Raw genomic sequence first — 19,882 nt, forward strand, 5'->3', positions numbered from 1 at the left:
CCTCAATTACGCCTGTTCGGTAAAAAACTTCCACCCGCTGGGTTAATTAAGAAAAAAACGCGCTATTAAGAAACCCCACACCATCTCCTCAACATAAAGTACAAGGTCCTCAGGAGCTTGCCGCCTTAACATTGTCGACAGTTTCCCGTAGAATCCATTTCATCCACCAGACGCTGTTTGTCAAGCGTATGTCACGTGTCCGAGCACATACTCAATACCGTGTGGGTATGCGCTCGTCACCATTAAGAAGATGAGAGGGCCCCAACGTGCTTGAAGCTTACCGCCAACATGTCGAGGAACGCGCTGCAGAGGGCGTACCGCCCAAGCCCCTGAACGCCGAACAAGTCGCTGCCTTAATTGAGCTACTTAAAAATCCGCCGGCAGGTGAAGAAGAGTTTATTCTTGACCTAATCACCAACCGAGTACCCCCAGGCGTTGATGAAGCTGCGTATGTAAAAGCAGGTTTCTTAACCGCGATTGCTAAAGGTGAAGCCACCTCTCCACTGATCGATAAGATCCATGCCGTCAAACTTCTCGGCACCATGCAAGGCGGTTATAACATCGTCTCCATGGTCGAACTATTAGACAATGAAGAACTTGCTCGAGAAGCTGGCGAACAGCTCAAGCATACCCTTCTCATGTTTGATGCGTTCCATGACGTTGAAGAGCGCGCCAAAAATGGCAATGCGGTTGCTAAAGACGTTATTCAGTCTTGGGCTGCTGCAGAGTGGTTCCTCTCCAAGCCTGCACTGGAAGAGAAAATCACCTTAACCGTCTTTAAGGTTCCTGGCGAAACCAATACTGACGACCTCTCTCCTGCGCCTGACGCGTGGTCGCGCCCAGACATCCCGCTGCATGCCAATGCCATGCTCAAAAACGAGCGCGAAGGTATTGAACCCGAAGTGCAAGGCACGACTGGCCCGCTGAAACAAATTGAAGAAGTTAAAGCGAAAGGCTTCCCCGTTGCCTATGTAGGCGACGTGGTTGGTACTGGCTCTTCACGCAAGTCCGCCACTAACTCTGTACTCTGGTTCTTCGGCGACGACATTCCTTACGTGCCCAATAAGCGCGCTGGCGGCTTCTGTTTTGGTGCCAAAATCGCACCGATCTTCTTCAATACTATGGAAGATTCTGGTGCACTGCCGGTTGAAATGGATGTTGCCAAACTGGAAATGGGCGACATCATTGATGTCTATCCATACGAAGGTAAAGTGTGCAAGCACGGTACCGACGAAGTACTGACAACCTTCGAACTTAAAACCCAACTGATTCTTGACGAAGTGCGCGCAGGTGGACGCATTCCGCTGATTATCGGTCGTGGTTTAACAGGTAAAGCGCGTGAATCGCTAGGCCTTGAGCCTTCCGATGTTTTCCGCCTGCCAGACCAGCCGGTTGATACTGGCAAGGGCTTCACCCTTGCTCAAAAAATGGTCGGTAAAGCGTGTGGCATGGACGGCGTACGCCCCGGCATGTACTGCGAGCCCAAGATGACCACCGTTGGCTCTCAGGACACAACAGGGCCGATGACCCGTGACGAGCTGAAAGACTTGGCGTGCCTTGGTTTCCAGGCCGACTTGGTCATGCAGTCATTCTGTCACACTGCGGCCTATCCAAAGCCTGTCGATGTGGATACGCACCACACACTGCCTGACTTCATCATGAACCGTGGCGGCGTCTCTCTTCGCCCCGGCGACGGCATCATCCACAGCTGGCTGAACCGTATGCTACTGCCCGACACAGTGGGTACCGGTGGTGACTCTCACACCCGTTTCCCGCTGGGCATTTCGTTTCCAGCAGGTTCTGGTCTGGTAGCGTTTGCTGCTGCGACTGGCGTTATGCCACTGGACATGCCGGAATCCGTACTGGTGCGCTTTAGAGGTGAGCGCCAGCCGGGCGTGACACTGCGCGACCTGGTTCACGCCATTCCCCTTTACGCCATCAAGCAGGGACTGCTAACCGTTGAGAAATCCGGTAAGAAGAACGCTTTCTCTGGCCGTGTATTGGAAATTGAAGGTCTTGAAGACCTGACCGTCGAGCAAGCTTTCGAGCTTTCCGACGCTTCAGCAGAGCGCAGTGCAGCAGGCTGTACAATCACCCTGTCTGAAGAAAGCGTCACCGAGTACCTTAAATCCAACATCACACTGCTGAAGTGGATGATTGCGAATGGCTACGGTGACGAACGCACTATCAGCCGTCGTATCGAAGGTATGGAAGCATGGCTTGAGAACCCAAGCTTGATGCGTGCTGACAAAGATGCTGACTACGCCGAAATCATCGAAATTGATTTGAGCGAAATTAAAGAACCCGTTCTTTGTGCGCCTAATGATCCAGATGATGCTCGTCTGCTTTCAGACGTTGCCGGCGAAAAAATTGATGAAGTATTTATCGGTTCGTGCATGACCAATATTGGTCACTTCCGTGCAGCCGGTAAACTACTTGAAAAACAGCCTGCGGGCAGCCTGAAAACGCGCCTTTGGCTGGCGCCGCCGACCAAAATGGATCAGCACCAGCTTACCGAAGAAGGCTATTACGGCATTTATGGCCGTGCTGGCGCCCGCATGGAAATGCCGGGATGTTCACTGTGTATGGGTAACCAGGCACGCGTTGCAGCGAAAAGCACTGTTGTGTCTACGTCTACACGTAACTTCCCGAACCGCTTAGGTGATGGTGCCAATGTATACCTCGCCTCAGCGGAACTCGCAGCCGTCGCTGCCGTGGAAGGCCGCCTTCCAACCGTGGAAGAGTACCAGCGATACATGAGTGAATTTGACGCACTCGCTGGAGAAATATATCGTTACATGAACTTCCACGAAATCGAGGAGTATCAAAAAATCGCCTCGAACGTGATTCCGGTTGCTCAAGAAGCTTAATGCTCTTTGCAGTACCGAGAACTTATCGCCGATGCTCGCAACATCGCAAGAAGGATGACAATGTCTCCTTTTTGAGCCGATGACCGAACGCCCCAACCTGCTTGCAGGCTGGGGCGTTTTTTTATGGCCGCCTGACTTTCATCAATGGGTCTTCATGGGCTAATTTTGAAGATAATGCTTCATAGGAGCGTGTAATGACATATGCAACCCCTGTTGTCACACCAGATTTATGTGATGCGAATCCTGACGTAATAGTACTTGAACCGATGTTTGCTAATTATGGTGGCGTCGACAGTTTTTACGGCCCTATTCGTACCGTTAAGTGTTTTGAAGACAACTCAATGGTTAAGCAAGCTGTTGCCGAACCAGGTGATGGTGCAGTGCTAGTTGTGGATGCTGGCGGGTCACACCGCTGTGCCATGCTTGGTGATATGCTCGCCGAGCAAGCCGCTAAAAATGGCTGGGCTGGTGTGGTGATGTATGGCTGTGTACGAGACGTCGACATTCTTGTCACACTACCACTTGGCGTTCAAGCGTTAGGTAACCATCCGCGCAAGAGCGAAAAGCGCGGCGAAGGGCAACGCGATATACCCATTACCTTTGCAGGCGCCACGTTACACACTGGACAATGGCTTTACGCAGATAACAACGGCATTATTATCGCCGAAAAACCGCTTGAGCTTTCCTAAGGCAAGGGCTTGCCAGGTGTGGTACTTAGTGCCACCCTGGTAATTCAACTCTGACAAAATTGTGACCATGCAGCCGCTTAACCAATTGGGCTACACCCTACTCCACACTCTGCGCGACCATCTTCGTCCTCTCATTGCTTATCACCTGCTCTTCACCCTATTAGCCTCTGCTCTTGTAGTGCCATTGATTGCGTGGATCTCTCGGGCCTTACTAGCGCAACTCAACCAAACAGTCGTCACCAATGATGCGCTGATTACACTGCTATTTAGTCCACTGGGCTTAGTTGCGTTGCTCGTGGGTCTTGGCTTTGCATTCTTACTGATTTATTGGCAACAAGCAGGCATGCTGCTGGTGGCCGTCAGACCTAAAGACAACCACTACCGACTCGCTTTTGAAGCACTGTGGTTAAGCACACGCCGTTTGCCAGCACTCGCGGGTCTGGTCATTCTTCAGGTAGGAGCCCACTTGTTGCTTTTAGCCCCTTTTATGATGGGCTTAGCGTGGCTTTATGATGTGTGGTTAAGCGGTATAGATCCCTACTATTTACAACAAACCCGCCCAGCCTCGCTGTGGTATTTTATTGCTTGCGCACTGCCGTTACTGGTTATCTGGCTTGGGTTTGCTGCGTGGCTCTACCTGCGTTGGTTACTAGCGCTACCGTTAGTAGCGTTGGACAACTGTCCCCCTTTCCAAGCACTTAAGCGTAGCGTGCGCTTAACTCGCGGCTGGCATCGTTCGATTGGTGTGGCGGTCTTGACACTGCTGATCGTCATTATCAGTCTGCCGATTATCTCTACATGGCTATTTGATAGTGTCGTGACGCCCCTGTTATGGGGACTACCCGAACATAATGCCGTGCTGATTCCAGCGATGTTGGCTTATTTAACCAGCTACGTACTGGTTACGTTAACCATTACATTTTTAGGTATTGCCACCAATGCCCTCCTATCAGCGTGCTTATACCTGCAACTGGCTTTTCGAGAGACACGCCCTTCGCCTCGGTCGGAACACGCCCATCCTGGTCGCCTTGCGTGGGCGATTGAACTAAGCGTACTGCTACTGGCGGGGCTACAAGCATGGTGGATACTCAACAGCTTTGAAATACGCGATAACGTAGCAGTCATCGCCCACCGAGGAAGCTCGATGGTAGCGCCGGAGAATACCTTATCCGCGATAAGACAAGCGCTTGAAGACGGTGCCGATGCTGTAGAACTGGATGTTCGCCTGAGTGCTGACAACCAGGTGCTTCTTTACCATGATCGCAGCTTGGCCCGGCTAACAGGCGATCGGCGAGAATTTGATTCACTCACTAGAGCAGAGTTGAGCAAAGTTGATGTCGGCAGCTGGTTTGGCGATGCCTTTCAAGACGAAAGGATTGCTGGTTTGGATGATGCTTTGGCGCTAGTGCGAGGACGCGCAGGCTTAATGATTGACATGAAGCCCTCGCCTGGCGACGAAGAGAGGCTTGCTCGCGCCGTATTAGCAACCCTTGAGACAGAAAGTGACATTCGTTATCGCTGCTGGGCAACCCAGGATAACGCGCTCAATGCGAACGCGAACTGCGGGTTTCCAAATGTATTCCTAGATATGCGCATGGCGACCATGTCACCCAGTATGGTGACTTATTTAAAACAGCAAGCCCCCGAATTACGCATTACCTTACTCGCCCAACTGATCTTGGCTGGCACGCTGGATCGACGCCAATTCGATGCTTTAGGCCTGCGTCATAACCGTATCACACCACAAGAAATTCGATTGGCGGCGCTTTATAACTACGAAATACACGCCTGGACAGTCAATGACCGAGCGCGCATGTCGGCACTGATTGATCTTGGGGTTGATGCGATAATCACTGACTATCCAGACCGTTTGAGCGAGCTAATAGAAGACCGCCGTGCGCTGAGCGACGGCGGTCTAATGCTGGTAAAACTGCGCAACTGGCTACGCCAATAGCAAAAATCTCTTTATGATTCCCAGTCGCCCGGCCAATGGCCGGGCGAAGATGAGCAACTCACCCCACTATGTCACTCACTGGTGTTGCGAGCCAGTCCTGCAAGCTGACAGTATTATTCGATGGTTTCACCCGCCAGCATAAACCAGGTTTCAAGCACCGCGTCTGGGTTTAAGGAGACAGAATCAATTCCCTGCTCCATTAACCACTTGGCCAGATCCGGATGATCAGAAGGGCCTTGACCACAAATGCCAACATACTTGCCTTGCGCTTTGCAGGCTTTGATGGCCATTGCTAATAGCTTTTTCACCGCTGGATTTCGTTCATCAAACAGATGCGCAACGATACCCGAGTCACGATCCAGACCTAGCGTCAGTTGGGTCAAATCATTGGAACCAATCGAGAAACCATCAAAGTACTCGAGGAACTCATCAGCCAGTAGTGCGTTAGCCGGTAACTCACACATCATGATAACTTTTAAGCCATCAGGATTAGACTCACCGCCCCGCGGTAAGCCATTAGCCGCTAACAACTCTACGACCTCGCGCGCTTCATCGGTTGTGCGGACAAAGGGCACCATGATTTCAACGTTATCAAAGCCCATTTCTTCACGAACCCGCTTCAGCGCTCGGCACTCAAGCTCAAAACAGGGCCTAAAGGCATCCGAGATATAACGCGAGGCCCCTCTGAAACCAAGCATTGGGTTCTCTTCACCGGGCTCATAAAGCTTGCCACCAATGAGGTTTTCGTACTCATTTGATTTAAAATCGGAGAGCCTTACGATCACTCGCTGAGGATGGAAAGCAGCGGCCAGGGTTGAGATGCCTTCGACCAGCTTATCAACATAGAAACTGACAGGATCATCGTAACCGGCAGTGCGCAAATCGATGACCTGCTGAAGATCAGCAGGCAGCGTGTCGTAATCCAACAGCGCTTTGGGGTGAACACCGATCATACGGTTAATGATGAACTCCAGCCTAGCAAGGCCAACCCCAGCGTGGGGTAAGCCAGCAAAGCCAAATGCACGGTCTGGGTTACCCACATTCATCATAATTTTGAAGGGGATCTCCGGCATCGCGTCGACACTTGAGACCTTGCAGTCAAATGCCAGAAGCCCTTCATATACGTGGCCAGTGTCACCTTCGGCACAGGACACCGTGACATCAATGCCTTCTTTAAGCTGAGTGGTTGCATCCCCGCAACCGACCACCGCAGGTATGCCCAATTCCCGCGCAATGATGGCCGCGTGACAAGTTCGTCCACCACGATTAGTAACAATCGCTGATGCACGCTTCATGATCGGTTCCCAATCCGGGTCGGTCATGTCGGTTACCAGGATGTCACCCTCTTGAACCTTGTCCATTTCTTCTGGGCTAAGTACTGTTTTTACCGTGCCACGCCCAATCCGCTGACCAATCGCCCGCCCTGTAATCAGCGTGCGTCCTTTTTCACGCAGGTGGAAGCGTTCTAACTTTCCTCCTTCCTGTTGTGAAACAACGGTTTCAGGACGTGCTTGAACGATGTAAAGCTGACCATCATCACCATCCAGTGCCCACTCGATATCCATCGGGCGCTGGTAATGTTTTTCAATGATCATGGCTTGCCGTGCAAGATCCATGATCTGCTCATCGTTAATACAGAACCGACCACGATCGTTAAGCGGCACATCAACAGTTTCAACTGATTTACCAGCACTGGCATCTTGCCCATAGATCATTTTGATCAATTTAGAGCCTAGCGTCCGGCGAAGCACCGCGGGACGGCCAGCCTCAAGCGTGGGCTTGTGCACATAAAATTCATCAGGATTGACAGCCCCCTGGACGACGGTTTCACCAAGCCCCCAGGAAGCAGTGACAAACACTGCGTCGCGGTAACCAGACTCGGTATCCAGCGTAAACATAACCCCGGAAGCACCTGTCTCTGAACGCACCATCTTCTGCACACCCGCAGACAGCGCCACATTCTCATGGGCGTAGCCGCGGTGAACGCGGTAAGAGATCGCGCGGTCGTTGAATAGCGATGCAAACACTTCGTGCACCGCCTGTTTAATATTGTCAAAACCTTCAATATTGAGGAACGTTTCCTGCTGACCAGCAAAAGACGCATCAGGCAGATCTTCTGCCGTGGCCGAGCTGCGTACGGCAACTTTCAAGCTGGGATGCTTAGCCTGAAGCTGCTCATAGGCACCGCGTAAAGCATGTTCAAATGCAGGGGGAAGTGGCGTATCAATAATCCACTGGCGGATAGTCTTGCCAGCCTCTGCCAACGCCTTAACATCATCGACATCAAGGCGAGCAAGGGTGGCGTTGATGCGGTCATTTAGCCCTTCGTGAGAGAGAAACTCACGATAGGCATGGGCCGTCGTGGCAAATCCACCCGGCACTGTCACGCCCACACCTGATAAATTCGAGATCATTTCGCCAAGCGAAGCGTTTTTACCACCCACACGTTCGACGTCTGCCATACCTAGCTGATCGAACCATAGAATGTACTCTTCCACGCAACCCCCTCGCTTTTAGACTGCTTTGCGACCTGACAGGCCGACTCTAATTGACCATGTCACACTAGCATCGCCCCACCGCATTCGCCATTGGTCTAATAGCGAACGGAGTGGAGGATTTTTACAACAAAGTGCAATAAAGGGCTTTTTATGTAGTCTTAATGAGGTAATTTTTATTAAATATGCGTTAAAACGAACTGCAATGTGAATGGCTTGGCAACGATTGTGCTAACCCACGCCTCACCCCACAATAGCAACTTTATTTATTGACGGATTTAGCGATGAAGCGAACAGCCTTTTTTATTTCTGATGGTACTGGCATTACGGCAGAAAGCCTTGGGCGTAGCCTGTTAGCTCAATTTAGTGATGTTGAAATTAATATGCTTACAAAGCCCTACATTGATACGCTGGAAAAGGCTCAAGCTTTAGCGGAAATAATCGACTCTACCGCCGTCCGTGACGGCCATCGGCCGATTATCATTGATACCATTGTGGATCAGGATATCCGTAACGTCATTCGACAGGCCTCAGGTTTCAAGGTGGATATCTTCTCTACCTTTTTAGAACCCCTAGAGCAAGAGCTAGAAACACACTCCTCTTACAGCGTCGGCAGAACGCACTCGATTGGTAGCGATGATGTCTACATGGATCGCATCCATTCCGTCCATTTTGCACTAGATAATGATGATGGCGCACGAACGCACCAATACGATAAAGCCGACATTATTCTGGTTGGCGTTTCACGTTGCGGAAAAACACCCACCTCTCTTTATCTAGCGCTTCAATTTGGTATTCGAGCAGCTAACTACCCATTAACTGAAGATGACCTGGATGAAGATGGCAGTTTAAAACTACCCAAGGCACTGGCTCCTCATAGACACAAGCTGTTTGGTCTGACAATTGATGCTCGCAGGCTAGCAGCAATACGCAACGAGCGCCGTCCAAACAGCCGCTACAGTTCAATGGATCAGTGTTTGCAAGAAGTTGAACAGGCTGAGTCGCTATATCGCTCGATGCACATCCCGTTTATCGATACGACACGCTTTTCAGTAGAAGAGATATCAACCCGAATGATTGCGGAGACAGGCCTAGCCAGGCGCTTCTCGCCCCGCTAGGCCAGAACATCACATGCCCTTGGGAGCAAATATTCCAGGGGCATTACGCCAGTAGCCTTTATAATCCATGCCAAAGCCGAACACGTAACGATCTGCAACCTCTAGGCTACAGTAATCGGCTTTTAAGCCAGGCACCGCTTTACGGTCATGCTGCTTATCCACCAGCACGGCCGTTGTAACGCTCGCCGCTTGGGCTTCCTCGCAGTAGGCAAGAATAGCGGCTAACGTAGAGCCTTCATCAAGAATGTCATCGACGATGACTACGTGGCGCCCTGCCATGGGAATTTCTGGAGAAACACGCCAAAAAAGTTCGCCACCACGCAACTCATTGCGATAGCGGGTCGCGTGCAGATAATCAACCTCAAGAGGGAAACCTAATCGAGTTAGCAGGTGCCCTGTAGTGATCAAGCCGCCATTCATAACACAGTAAAAAACCGGCAACTTATCCCCTAGATCTTTGCTAATTGCCTCGGCCATTCGATCCAGTGCGCGCTCAACTTGTTCTTGAGAAATTAAGCAGTCAGCGTTATCCATCAGCTCACGCATTGAGTCAAGCGACTCAAGCGCCTCTTTATCCAGTTTGGACATCGGGTTACTCCAAGAAGAGGTTAACTAGTCAGTGACTTAAAAACGAAATAATTTAAGAAAAGATGGGGTTAGTTCGCCAACGCTTCTAATTTGGCATGGGTACGACGCCAGCGGCCAAGCGCCGTTAGCGCATCCACATCTGGACGGGCTCGCCCATAGCGTAGCTTGATTGGTCGTTTGCTGTGTAATCCTTGGCATGCTTCAACAACGTCTAACGCTGCAGAGCGGTCATTACAGACCAATAGCATGTCGCATCCTGCGGCAAGGGCAGCACTGGCGCGCTCCTTCGGGTCACCCGCTTCATGAGCACCCGCCATGCTTAAATCATCTGAAAAGATACAACCTTTAAACCCCAGGGACTCTCTTAACATTCCCAACCAGCTAGGTGAGAAGCCAGCAGGACGTGAGTCAAACGCACTATAAATAACATGGGCAGGCATAACACCATCAAGCTGAGTAGCAAGCTGGCTAAACGGAACAAGATCGCGCTGTTTAATAAGCGCCAGCGGACGGTCATCCACAGGTAACGCCACATGGGAGTCAGCGGCAACGCCACCATGGCCAGGAAAATGCTTACCTACCGCCGCCATACCCGCTTCATGCAAACCGTTGATAAAACACTGACCCAGCGCAGCGACGTGTGCAGGGTCGGTGCTGAAGCTACGATCACCGATAACGCTAGAGATGCCACTTTCGACATCTAAAACAGGCGCAAAGCTGATATCCAGACCGCAAGCAGCCATTTCCATCCCCAGCAACCAACCCGCATCTTTTGCTAGTGCAAGACCGGATGCCGAATCCTCAGCGAATTGATCACCAATGCGTGCCATGGCTGGCATGCGAGTAACGCCTTCTTTAATTCGCTGAACGCGACCGCCTTCTTGATCAATACCAAGTAACAGCTCGCCGCGAACACGACGAATATCACTGCAAAGCTTTCTAACCTGGTAAGCATTCTCGACATTTCTAGCGAATAAAATGACACCGCCCACAGCAGGGTCCATCAAAAGATGTTTTTCAGCTTTGGTTAATCGCGGCCCTTCAAGGTCAAGCATGACCGGGCCTAAAGATTGAGTCATTGTGATGGATCCAACAAAAGGGCCGTCAATTTTAGTTGATCAATCTCTCGTGTCAAAAAATCAATAATAAGCTGCCTACGCTTAGCCATTATGAAGCCAAACAGGTGTGCCCGGCGGCGCATGCTCAAAAAGATAAAGCAGATCGTCATTGCGCAACCGAATACACCCATGTGAAGCAGCCACACCCATCGGTTGATCAGGTGGCGTGCCATGAAGGTAGATAAAGCGACGCTGAGTGTCGACATCCCCGCCGCGATTCACTCCTCTCTCTAAACCACAGAGCCACAAAATGCGCGTTAATATCCAATCACGATGAGGGAATTCCGCCGCAAGCGCCGACGTAAACACCTCCCCAGTCCACCGTCGCCCCCGAAAAACAGCATTATCAGCTAAACCGCCCCCTATCGATGCGCGGATATAATGCCATCCCAGGGGGGTTTGACCACTACCTTCCTGCTGTCCTACACCTTTCTCACCGGTGGATACAGAGCACGTGTACTGCAGCGTACGCCCTTGCCACCAGCATAGCTGCTGCTGTTTGATATTGATGTCTATCCAACCACCATTCTGCGGGGGTAGTTCAGCTAGCGTGGGCGTTCGCATAATGTCCTTCATCAGCAGCAGGCGGTAGCGGAGCATTCATGGCAGCAACCACGACAGGGCGTAAACGTCTTACCAAATCCCTGACGGTTACTTGCTCATTATAGTCTTTCGCAGCAATGTCTCGCAGCGCATCTAGACCCGACAGCGTAAAAATCACGGTGCCCAACATGAAATGCAGTCGCCAAAAACGCTCAGCATCAGGTAAATCTGGCGTTGCCTGGCGCACGAGTTCAGTAAAGCGGGTAAATACGTCTCCGTACTGCTGTTGGATATAACGGCGTAAATGCCCTTGTGCCTGGCTATACGCCAACCCTAGCAGACGCATAAACACCTTCAGGCTATTGCGCTCAGCAGGCACTGCCAGCACCGTGCTTGCCATTGTTTCCAACAGCACTTCAAGCGGAATCACATCACCGTTGTACTGCGCTTCCAGCTCATCAAGCGCCGTATGAAAACGTTGCGAGAAGGGGTCTAAATAGCGCGCAAACACCGCTTGGATAAGCGCTTTTTTAGAACCAAAGTGGTAATTGACAGCCGCCAAATTGACCCGCGCTTTACTGGTGATATTGCGTAGCGATGTTTCGGCAAAACCACGCTCGGCAAACAGCACCTCAGCGGTATCGAGGATACGTGTTACCGTATCAGATTGCGCCATAGCGCCCTCCAGAAAACGAGTGTTTAAAACATCGTTAAATACTATGCCATAACGCTATTTGGCTCAATCACTTATCTTTAGCTTTTTACCCAACGCTCAAATACACCCTAGGCCCCTATTCAAACGCCTGCCATCAGACGCTCCGTCGACAGAGCCCCTCAGACTTACCGTTCTTATCTCCACTCCTGACACCATTCGCATAACGACTCCCATGCCATAGCGAAACGCTCTAGCATGTACTGGACAGAGCAACATACTGTATACTTAACCACATACTGTTTAAGCCGACATGTAGCCACTGTCTTGTTTAATTTTTTGGAGTTTGTTATGTCGCGTCCACTTACTGCTCGTCAACAGCATGTTTTTGATTTTATTGTTAAAACGATGTCTGAATTTGGCTATCCGCCAACCCGCGCAGAAATTGCCAAAGCGCTAGGCTTTCGCTCCCCTAACGCTGCTGAAGAGCATTTACGAGCGCTTGAGCGTAAAGGTGCCATCCGCATCATTCGCAATACCTCGCGGGGGATTCGACTGCCTAATCAGGAACCGCAGGATGTCAGTGATGTCTCGGCAACAGCGCCTGCCGCCAACGTAGAACCACTACCCAATGGCTTACCTGTCATTGGCGAAGTGGCCGCAGGAAGCCCGATTCTAGCAGCGGAACACATTGATCGTTATTGCCCACTCCCCGCTGAATACTTTACCCCCAAAGCGGATTACCTTCTTCGGGTGCGAGGCTTGTCAATGAAGGATGTTGGCATACTGGAAGGCGACCTTCTTGCCGTGCATCGCACCGACCGGGTTCGTGATGGCCAGATTGTGGTGGCAAGGCTAGAAGATGAAGTAACTGTAAAACGCTTTAAACGACAGGGCCATACGGTGACGCTGATTGCTGAAAACAACGACTTTGCGCCCATAGAAATTGACCTACGCACGCAGCAGTTGGATATCGAAGGGGTGGGAGTTGGTGTCATACGTGGCGGTAACGGCCAAGCACTGGGATAAGCGAGTAAGTGTAAATGCCGGTGAGGCACTCGATAGAGATACTCACCGGCTATCGCAATGTTACTGAGAGTCTATATAGCGACGATCATTAAACGTAGCTACCCAACTCGGGTGATACACCAATAAAATACTGAGCAACATCCCTGTGATGAAAGCCTCGGAGGGCATTAACAGGGGTAAGAAGCGCGCATACTCTTGGGCTAAGTACACAGCTTCAGAGTCGGTACCCGCCACCATGATTAGCAAGACCGCCGACAACCCTCCTGCCAGTGTTGCCAGCGCTGCGCCAAAAAAGCCGCATACGAATAGAAAGATCATCAAGTTATCCGGCAGGCGCCGATCTACCCATCGCCATACCAAACCGGTAATGACCGCAGGTACAATGCCGGTTACCAATACATTAGCGCCTAGTAACACCCATTCGTTGCGGCCAATAGCTGACATCGCAACATTAATCAGCACATTGCTGATTAATGCGAGAGGCATTTTGAATACCAACGTCATTAAGACAGTGAATACTAAGTGCAGGGTTAGCCAATCGACTGCCTGAGCACGCAGTTGCCACATCAACACTACAGCGAGCGTCGCGGCTAACCACCGATGCTGAAGAGCCACATCGCCTATCAGTACTCGCCAAGGGCGCAGCCATATCATCCATGCAAGTACGCTCAACGATACCAACCACGTCAGCAACAATGCCCAGGGAGCTAAAACACTTTGCGCGAAAGACATGGATGCCCCTATCTACCCGTCAGCTAACGACAAGCCAGCTGTAAAATTGAATTGACTAAAAACTCTGCGTATCTAAACAACATGCTTAGCTGAACACCACGGTCTTATTGCCATGGATTAATACTCGGTCTTCTAAATGCCATCGTAAACCACGCGCCAATACCGCTTTTTCGACATCGCGCCCAAAACGCACGAGATCCGTTGGCGTGTGGCAATGACTTACCCGATGAATATCTTGTTCAATAATCGGCCCAGCATCCAGTTCTTCAGTGACATAGTGACAGGTAGCACCGATTAGCTTAACGCCACGCTGGTAAGCTTGATGATAGGGCTTAGCACCGGCAAAAGAGGGTAAGAAGCTATGGTGGATGTTAATCACCCGTCCCGCGTAACGTGAGCAGAGCGAAGGTGGCAAAATCTGCATGTAACGTGCCAGCACAACGCAGTCAGCCCTTGCGCTATCAATCTGAGTTTGCACCTGCTCGAAAGCAACCTGCTTGTTATCAGGATCTACGGGCACATGATGGTAAGGAATGCCATACCACTCAGTGAGTGATCGCATATCCTCATGGTTTGAAATAACCCCGACAATATCGCAATCAAGCTCCCCAGCCTGCCAACGATAAAGCAGATCAACCAGGCAGTGAGACTCCCGCGACACCATCAACACCACACGCCTACGCTTTTGAGTATCGACGAGCGACCACTGCATATTGAAGGCTTTAGCCACCGGCTCAAACGCACTACGTAACGCCTCCGCCGACATACCCAACGAATCTGCCAAAATTTCGTATCGCATGAAGAATCGGCCAGTCTCAAGATCAGAATGCTGGCTTGCTTCAGTGATAGAACCACCTTGTTGAGCAATAAAGCTTGAGACACGCGCCACAATGCCCACTTGATCAGGGCAAGAAACCACCAAACGGTAATAATGAGACATAAATAAACACTCTTGACATATTTTAACGGCACGTTCGACAAGCACCTACCAGCGGTAGGTAAGCGGTATATAGGCGAAATAGTGTACCTTATGCTTATCAAGGAAGCACCGCAGCCAAATGCCACGATGATTGTTACCCGCCCCTGCCTTCCCGTATAGTTAAGGCCTTACTTTTTAGGCTTTTCATTACTGATGCACCCACCACGCGTTCAACTTCGTCCCCGCCGTCGCCCTCCCCTGCGCCTACTGCCGCTAGGTGGGTGTGGTGAAATTGGAATGAACCTTACGCTGTATGGATACGATGATGAGTGGATCGCCGTCGACTGCGGCATGATGATTCGCCAAGATCTACCTAATTCTCCACTGCAGGTGCCCAATACAGATACATTAGCAGCACTCAACATTACCCCAAAGGCACTCTACATTACCCATGGCCATGAAGATCATATTGGCGCCGTGGCGTGGCTCTGGCCTAAGTGGAATTGCCCTATTTTTGCAACGCCGTTAGCGGCGGGATTGCTGCGCCATAAGTTTGCAGAACATCAGCTTAGTAGCGCCGCTATAAACGTTGTGGAACCGGGTGATGCAATGGAGCTCGGCCCCTTCACGCTGCGTTACCTTCAAGTTACCCATTCGATTCCTGAAAGCTGCTCAATCCTAATGCAGGCAGGCGACTATCGCGTGCTACACACCGGGGACTGGAAACTAGACCCTAACCCGTTAATTGGTTCGCCCATTAACGCTGCTCAATTTCGTGCGCTCGCGCCTATCGACCTCGTCGTAGGCGACTCCACTAACGCCCCGATGCCCGGCCATTCAGGCAGTGAAGGCGATGTTGCAAAAGCACTCGCTCACACCTTGAAGCAGTGCAAAGGCCGCGTGGTGGTATCTTGTTTTGCCAGCAACCTCGCCCGCGTATTAGCGATTGGGATTGCTGCCCAACAGTGCGGCCGACGCGTCAGTCTGATGGGCCGTTCAATGGAACGCATGGTGAGTGTCGCGAAGGGCCTAGGGTATCTAGACGACTTTCCGCCGCTAGTACCGCCCCATGACTTAGGCTACCTGCCGCCAGAAGAGGTGGTGATTATTGCGACGGGCAGCCAAGGCGAACCACGTGCAGCACTACAACGCTTAGCGCAGCGGAGGCACCCGTTTGTGGATCTTGAGCCAGGCGATAGCATCATTTTTTCTGCCAAAGCCATACCAGGCAACGAGCGCCCTATTGAACAACTGAAAAAACGCCTAGTGCAGCTTGGGGTGTCAATTTTCGATGAGATGAACCACCCAGAATTACACGCTACTGGGCATCCTGCCGAAGATGAGCTGAGAAAACTGTATCAATGGGTTCGGCCGAAAACATTGCTGCCGGTGCATGGGGAGGCGCGCCATCAGGCTACCCATCAAGAGATTGCCACCAGTCTCGGTATTAACGCCCCGCTCGCACCGGTAAATGGCGACATGTTGATGTTCGACAATCTAGGCTTACGCTGCGAAGCACGCTATCCCCAGCCGCCCTGCATCGTTAATCAGAACAGCGTCGTGCCTCATCCAGGGCTCGATACCGGCTCTCATTCATCGCGGCGCGGCAGTTTGTTCTTAGCGCTTCCCGTTACGGCTACCGACACTGGCTGGTGCCGCATTGGTCGTTTGATGCTGGATGCCAGCGGTACCAGCCCACTCGATGAAGATAGTTTCAGCGAATGGCTAGATGATCAGTTATTAGAAATAGCAGCAGAGACATTGGCCGATTTGCGTCAAGCACTGCAACCGAGGCTCATTCATTGGCTAGCCAATCACCTACAGCACATGCCAGACGTACATTTACAAATAATGGCAACCGAAATGCCCTCTTCAGAAGCCATTAGCGATAGTTAAAGCCATTGGCGATATTAATGCTATTGGCAATATCGTCTACCAGCGTTCTGCAGCTTGCTGATCAGTATGCCGCTCTTTTACCCAGTAAGCCCCCTGACGGGAGTGCTCTTTCTTCCAAAACGGCGCCTGGTTTTTTAAAAAATCCATAATAAAGTCGCAGGCTTGGAAAGCATCGCGGCGATGAGCACTGGCCACCAGCACCCGCACAATAGGGTCTCCCGGCGTCAAATCACCAATGCGGTGAATAATCCGCACGGCCTGTAAATCCCAACGCCGATAGGCCTGCTCACCAATCTGCGTTAATGTGCGCTCGGTCATCCCTGGGTAGTGCTCAAGAGTCAGCCCAATAACATCAGGGGATTCATTAAAGTCACGCACAAATCCCGTGAAGGTGACAATAGCGCCGATATCGGTGCGCTTGCGCAGCGCACTTTCATAGCCATCATCCATTTTAAACGCTTCTTCTTGAACCCTGACAGCAATATCCAATTCAGTCTCTGTAATATCAGCCATCTGATTACCCACCCGTCACTGGAGGAAAGAAGGCCACTTCATCCTCATCGGTAAGGCGCGCACTATCGTTGGCCATCACTTGATTGATAGCACACAACGTGCGCTGCTCTGACAACACATTAAAGCGTGCATCCATAGTGCTTAACGCCGCTTTCAAACCCGCCACATCTCGACTTGGCAGTTGATCAAGCCCAATGGCAAGGTCACTCTCTTCCACCCGCTCACGCAACTCAGCAAGAAACTTAACCCGCACGCAAGGGGATGCACATCGCTCGCCTAAGCGAACCTCTCCCGCAACGCCACCGCCAGTCACAATTGGTTCTGGCACACCTCGTTGATAATCGCCACGAACACCGCCCCGCTTACTTTCCAATTGAATGGCGTCAATGCGCATCTCTTTATCCACCGCTTTACACATATCGTAAAGCGTCAGACAAGCTACTGACACGGCTGTCAGGGCTTCCATTTCCACCCCGGTCTGTCCGTTAAGGCGGCAAAGCGCGGAGACTTCAACACAGCCGTTAGCGTGATCAATATCGAAATCTACAGAGACTTTTGAAAGCGCTAATGAATGGCACAACGGGATCAACTCATGCGTGCGCTTTGCTGCCTGAATACCCGCAATGCGCGCAGTCGCCAGCACATCGCCTTTGGGCAACTCGCCATCACTCAACAGCTGCAACGTTTTAGGCTGCATAACGATACGCCCAGACGCTACCGCCTCGCGGCGAGTCTCTCGCTTATCTCCGACATCGACCATGTTGGCTTCGCCGTGTTTATTGAGGTGAGTTAGCTGCATATCGTTACCTATTTAATCAAGCCACGGTGTTATAAAAATACTGATTTGGGAGCTGCTAATTTAGTTAGCCACAGCATTGGGTTGAGCATTCATCCACTCGATTACCCACTCAGTGATCGCTTCAATATTATTCAGGTCCAGCCGCTTAGCTGTTGGGCGAATTGATGGAGGCAGCGAACCACTTGACGCTACCGCCTGTACCCAGTCACCACTGACAATGGAAACATCGCCAATTCCTGCACGGTACAGGACTAGCTTAGGAATTGGCCACGCCTTAAAGCCTTCGACAATGACCAAATCTGGCGCCTGGGTAATCATCAGTGACAAGAGGTAGCCAAGGTCCGGTTCTGCTTGGCCAGGTGTCTCTTGCATCATGGCAAAACGCTCTCGGGATGCAATCAACATAGGCGCAGCGCCAGCCTGACGAAGTTTATAGCTATCTTTTCCTGGCTGATCGACATCAAAGCTATGGTGAGCATGCTTTATCACCCCCACCCTAAGCCCCTTTTCGCGCAGGCGAGGCAAAAGCTGCGCTAACAGAGTCGTCTTACCAGTACCACTCCACGCGGCAATGCCGAGTACAGGAAATGGACTATCAATTGCCTCTTCCATTAACAACTCCCAATGACCAACCGGTGGGTATGATTGAGTGGCTATTCGCCCTCTTTCTCAGCGGGTAACAGCCAGTTTAGCGCAATGCCAACTAACGCAGCTAAACTCACGCCCTGGAGGGTGAACTGACCACCTCCAAACTGCATTCCACCTATCCCAAATACTAAAATTAACGAAACCACCACGAGATTACGCGCCGCAGTTAATGACTGGCCTGCACGCACCAGGGTATTCATACCAACCACTGCGATCGAACCAAACAGCAGCGTCATAATACCGCCCATTACAGGGCCTGGAATAGTTTGCAGTAACGCGCCCAGCTTGCCTACAAAGGCCAGTACAATCGCAATCACTGCGGCGATGATCATGTACATGGGGTTGAATGCCTTAGTCAGCGTCACTGCCCCCGTTACTTCTGAGTAGGTTGTGTTGGGAGGACCACCAAACAGCGCAGCCGCCATTGTCGCCAGCCCATCGCCTAACAAGGTGCGGTGAAGACCTGGCTTCTCTAAATAGTTTTTGCGTGTCACTGAGCCTATCGCCACCATATCGCCGATATGTTCCACCGCAGGAGCAATCGCGACAGGAATCATGAACAAAATAGCCGCCCAGTGAAAACTCGGCGCGGTAAAGTTTGGCAATGATAGCCAAGCAGCATCACGCACCACAGTGAAATCGACAACGCCCATAACAAGCGCTAAGCCATACCCTACTGCAATACCACCCATTATCGGCACCAAGCGAAGAATTCCACGCCCGAAGACAGCTAATATCAGCGTTACCAGCAAACTGGCCATGGAAAGAAAGATCGCTTGACCATAGCCAATGTTATCGCTTGTCTCTCCTGTTGCCATACTGACAGCGACTGGCGCCAATGCTAAACCAATCACCATAATGACTGGCCCGACAACAACAGGCGGTAACAGCCTGTGCAGCCAAGCAGTGCCTTTAACACGTACTACTTGAGAAATGGCAACGTACACCACCCCTGCTGCCATTAAGCCACCCAGCGTGGCTGACACGCCAAAGCTTGCTATCGAGCCTTGAATGGGAGCAATGAACGCAAATGATGACGCCAAGAATACCGGCACCGTCTGCTTGGTAATTCCGTGAAACACCAGCGTACCAATACCCGCGGTAAATAGTGCGACACTGGGATCTAGACCAGTCAGCAGTGGAACCAATACCAGTGCACCAAAGGCTACGAATAGCATTTGCGCACCTGTCAGCAGCATTTTGGGCCAAGACTCATGACTTGCTGAATGTCTCATCTAAACGTTTCCAATGTTTTCGTTGTCGGTGGTTAGCCAAAAAAATGCCCCCAACGCGAAGCGTAAGGGGCATTGTTAGTCGGA

General features: G+C 51.3%; 17 protein-coding genes. 6 read left to right on the plus strand and 11 right to left on the minus strand.

What is annotated here, in order from left to right:
• Positions 1-266: 266 nt before the first annotated feature.
• The 3 genes from acnB (at position 267) to K7H08_RS17805 (ending at position 5,513) form a co-directional block, all read left to right on the plus strand.
• On the plus strand, positions 267-2,870 hold the full coding sequence (gene acnB / locus K7H08_RS17795; RefSeq protein ID WP_198349834.1) for a bifunctional aconitate hydratase 2/2-methylisocitrate dehydratase: 2,604 nt from the start codon (positions 267-269) through the stop codon (positions 2,868-2,870).
• A gap of 194 nt (positions 2,871-3,064) precedes the next feature.
• On the plus strand, positions 3,065-3,559 hold the full coding sequence (rraA, locus tag K7H08_RS17800; protein WP_038483805.1) for a ribonuclease E activity regulator RraA: 495 nt from the start codon (positions 3,065-3,067) through the stop codon (positions 3,557-3,559).
• A 67-nt stretch (positions 3,560-3,626) separates the two neighbouring features.
• Positions 3,627-5,513 carry a glycerophosphodiester phosphodiesterase family protein gene (locus tag K7H08_RS17805; RefSeq protein WP_231658651.1) on the plus strand — a complete coding sequence of 629 codons (1,887 nt, stop codon included), beginning with the start codon at positions 3,627-3,629 and terminating at the stop codon, positions 5,511-5,513.
• Between the two features lie 113 nt (positions 5,514-5,626).
• Here K7H08_RS17805 and ppsA read toward each other — a convergent pair whose 3' ends face one another.
• On the minus strand, positions 5,627-8,011 hold the full coding sequence (gene ppsA, locus K7H08_RS17810) for a phosphoenolpyruvate synthase (protein ID WP_231658646.1): 2,385 nt from the start codon (positions 8,009-8,011) through the stop codon (positions 5,627-5,629).
• A gap of 281 nt (positions 8,012-8,292) precedes the next feature.
• On the opposite strand from ppsA, the gene ppsR reads away from it, so the two are divergent.
• On the plus strand, positions 8,293-9,126 hold the full coding sequence (ppsR, locus tag K7H08_RS17815) for a posphoenolpyruvate synthetase regulatory kinase/phosphorylase PpsR (RefSeq protein ID WP_038483801.1): 834 nt from the start codon (positions 8,293-8,295) through the stop codon (positions 9,124-9,126).
• A 9-nt stretch (positions 9,127-9,135) separates the two neighbouring features.
• Here ppsR and K7H08_RS17820 read toward each other — a convergent pair whose 3' ends face one another.
• The 4 genes from K7H08_RS17820 to K7H08_RS17835 all read right to left on the minus strand — a co-directional run bounded on the left by K7H08_RS17820 (position 9,136) and on the right by K7H08_RS17835 (position 12,051).
• A complete protein-coding gene (locus K7H08_RS17820; RefSeq protein WP_009723414.1) occupies positions 9,136-9,714 on the minus strand; it encodes a hypoxanthine-guanine phosphoribosyltransferase in 579 nt (192 codons plus the stop codon).
• Positions 9,715-9,782: 68 nt separating this feature from the next.
• Positions 9,783-10,793, minus strand: coding sequence for a beta-N-acetylhexosaminidase (gene nagZ / locus K7H08_RS17825; RefSeq protein ID WP_038483798.1), 1,011 nt, complete (start codon positions 10,791-10,793; stop codon positions 9,783-9,785).
• A gap of 81 nt (positions 10,794-10,874) precedes the next feature.
• The gene (locus tag K7H08_RS17830) at positions 10,875-11,396 is read right to left on the minus strand and encodes a L,D-transpeptidase family protein (RefSeq protein ID WP_231658647.1); all 522 of its coding nucleotides are present in this window, start codon (positions 11,394-11,396) and stop codon (positions 10,875-10,877) included.
• Positions 11,374-12,051, minus strand: a complete 678-nt coding sequence (locus K7H08_RS17835; RefSeq protein ID WP_038483793.1) for a TetR/AcrR family transcriptional regulator — start codon at positions 12,049-12,051, stop codon at positions 11,374-11,376. The genes K7H08_RS17830 and K7H08_RS17835 overlap by 23 nt, the downstream gene beginning before the upstream one ends.
• Positions 12,052-12,378: 327 nt before the next feature.
• On the opposite strand from K7H08_RS17835, the gene lexA reads away from it, so the two are divergent.
• On the plus strand, positions 12,379-13,056 hold the full coding sequence (lexA, locus tag K7H08_RS17840; protein WP_038483790.1) for a transcriptional repressor LexA: 678 nt from the start codon (positions 12,379-12,381) through the stop codon (positions 13,054-13,056).
• Between the two features lie 60 nt (positions 13,057-13,116).
• Here the strand turns inward: lexA and K7H08_RS17845 are convergent, their stop codons facing one another.
• Together K7H08_RS17845 and purU are read right to left on the minus strand one after the other, a co-directional pair.
• Positions 13,117-13,788 (minus strand): energy-coupling factor ABC transporter permease, encoded by a 672-nt coding sequence (locus K7H08_RS17845; RefSeq protein ID WP_095604124.1) that lies wholly within the window; start codon positions 13,786-13,788, stop codon positions 13,117-13,119.
• Positions 13,789-13,873: 85 nt separating this feature from the next.
• Positions 13,874-14,728 (minus strand): formyltetrahydrofolate deformylase, encoded by an 855-nt coding sequence (purU, locus tag K7H08_RS17850; protein WP_095604125.1) that lies wholly within the window; start codon positions 14,726-14,728, stop codon positions 13,874-13,876.
• A 276-nt stretch (positions 14,729-15,004) separates the two neighbouring features.
• Here purU and K7H08_RS17855 point away from each other — a divergent pair, with 276 nt between their 5' ends.
• Positions 15,005-16,603 (plus strand): ribonuclease J, encoded by a 1,599-nt coding sequence (locus tag K7H08_RS17855; RefSeq protein ID WP_231658652.1) that lies wholly within the window; start codon positions 15,005-15,007, stop codon positions 16,601-16,603.
• Between the two features lie 36 nt (positions 16,604-16,639).
• Here K7H08_RS17855 and moaE read toward each other — a convergent pair whose 3' ends face one another.
• The 4 genes from moaE to K7H08_RS17875 are packed head-to-tail and all read right to left on the minus strand — an operon-like array spanning position 16,640 to position 19,798.
• On the minus strand, positions 16,640-17,116 hold the full coding sequence (gene moaE, locus K7H08_RS17860) for a molybdopterin synthase catalytic subunit MoaE (RefSeq protein ID WP_231658648.1): 477 nt from the start codon (positions 17,114-17,116) through the stop codon (positions 16,640-16,642).
• A gap of 4 nt (positions 17,117-17,120) precedes the next feature.
• Positions 17,121-17,915 (minus strand): cyclic pyranopterin monophosphate synthase MoaC, encoded by a 795-nt coding sequence (gene moaC, locus K7H08_RS17865; RefSeq protein WP_038483778.1) that lies wholly within the window; start codon positions 17,913-17,915, stop codon positions 17,121-17,123.
• 60 nt (positions 17,916-17,975) lie between these two features.
• Positions 17,976-18,527, minus strand: coding sequence for a molybdopterin-guanine dinucleotide biosynthesis protein B (gene mobB, locus K7H08_RS17870; protein WP_231658649.1), 552 nt, complete (start codon positions 18,525-18,527; stop codon positions 17,976-17,978).
• A gap of 41 nt (positions 18,528-18,568) precedes the next feature.
• On the minus strand, positions 18,569-19,798 hold the full coding sequence (locus tag K7H08_RS17875) for a uracil-xanthine permease family protein (protein WP_120387030.1): 1,230 nt from the start codon (positions 19,796-19,798) through the stop codon (positions 18,569-18,571).
• Between the last annotated feature and the right edge of the window lie 84 nt (positions 19,799-19,882).

The sequence above is a fragment of the Halomonas sp. IOP_6 genome (genome assembly GCF_021151565.1).
In the GTDB taxonomy this organism is placed as follows: domain Bacteria; phylum Pseudomonadota; class Gammaproteobacteria; order Pseudomonadales; family Halomonadaceae; genus Vreelandella; species Vreelandella alkaliphila.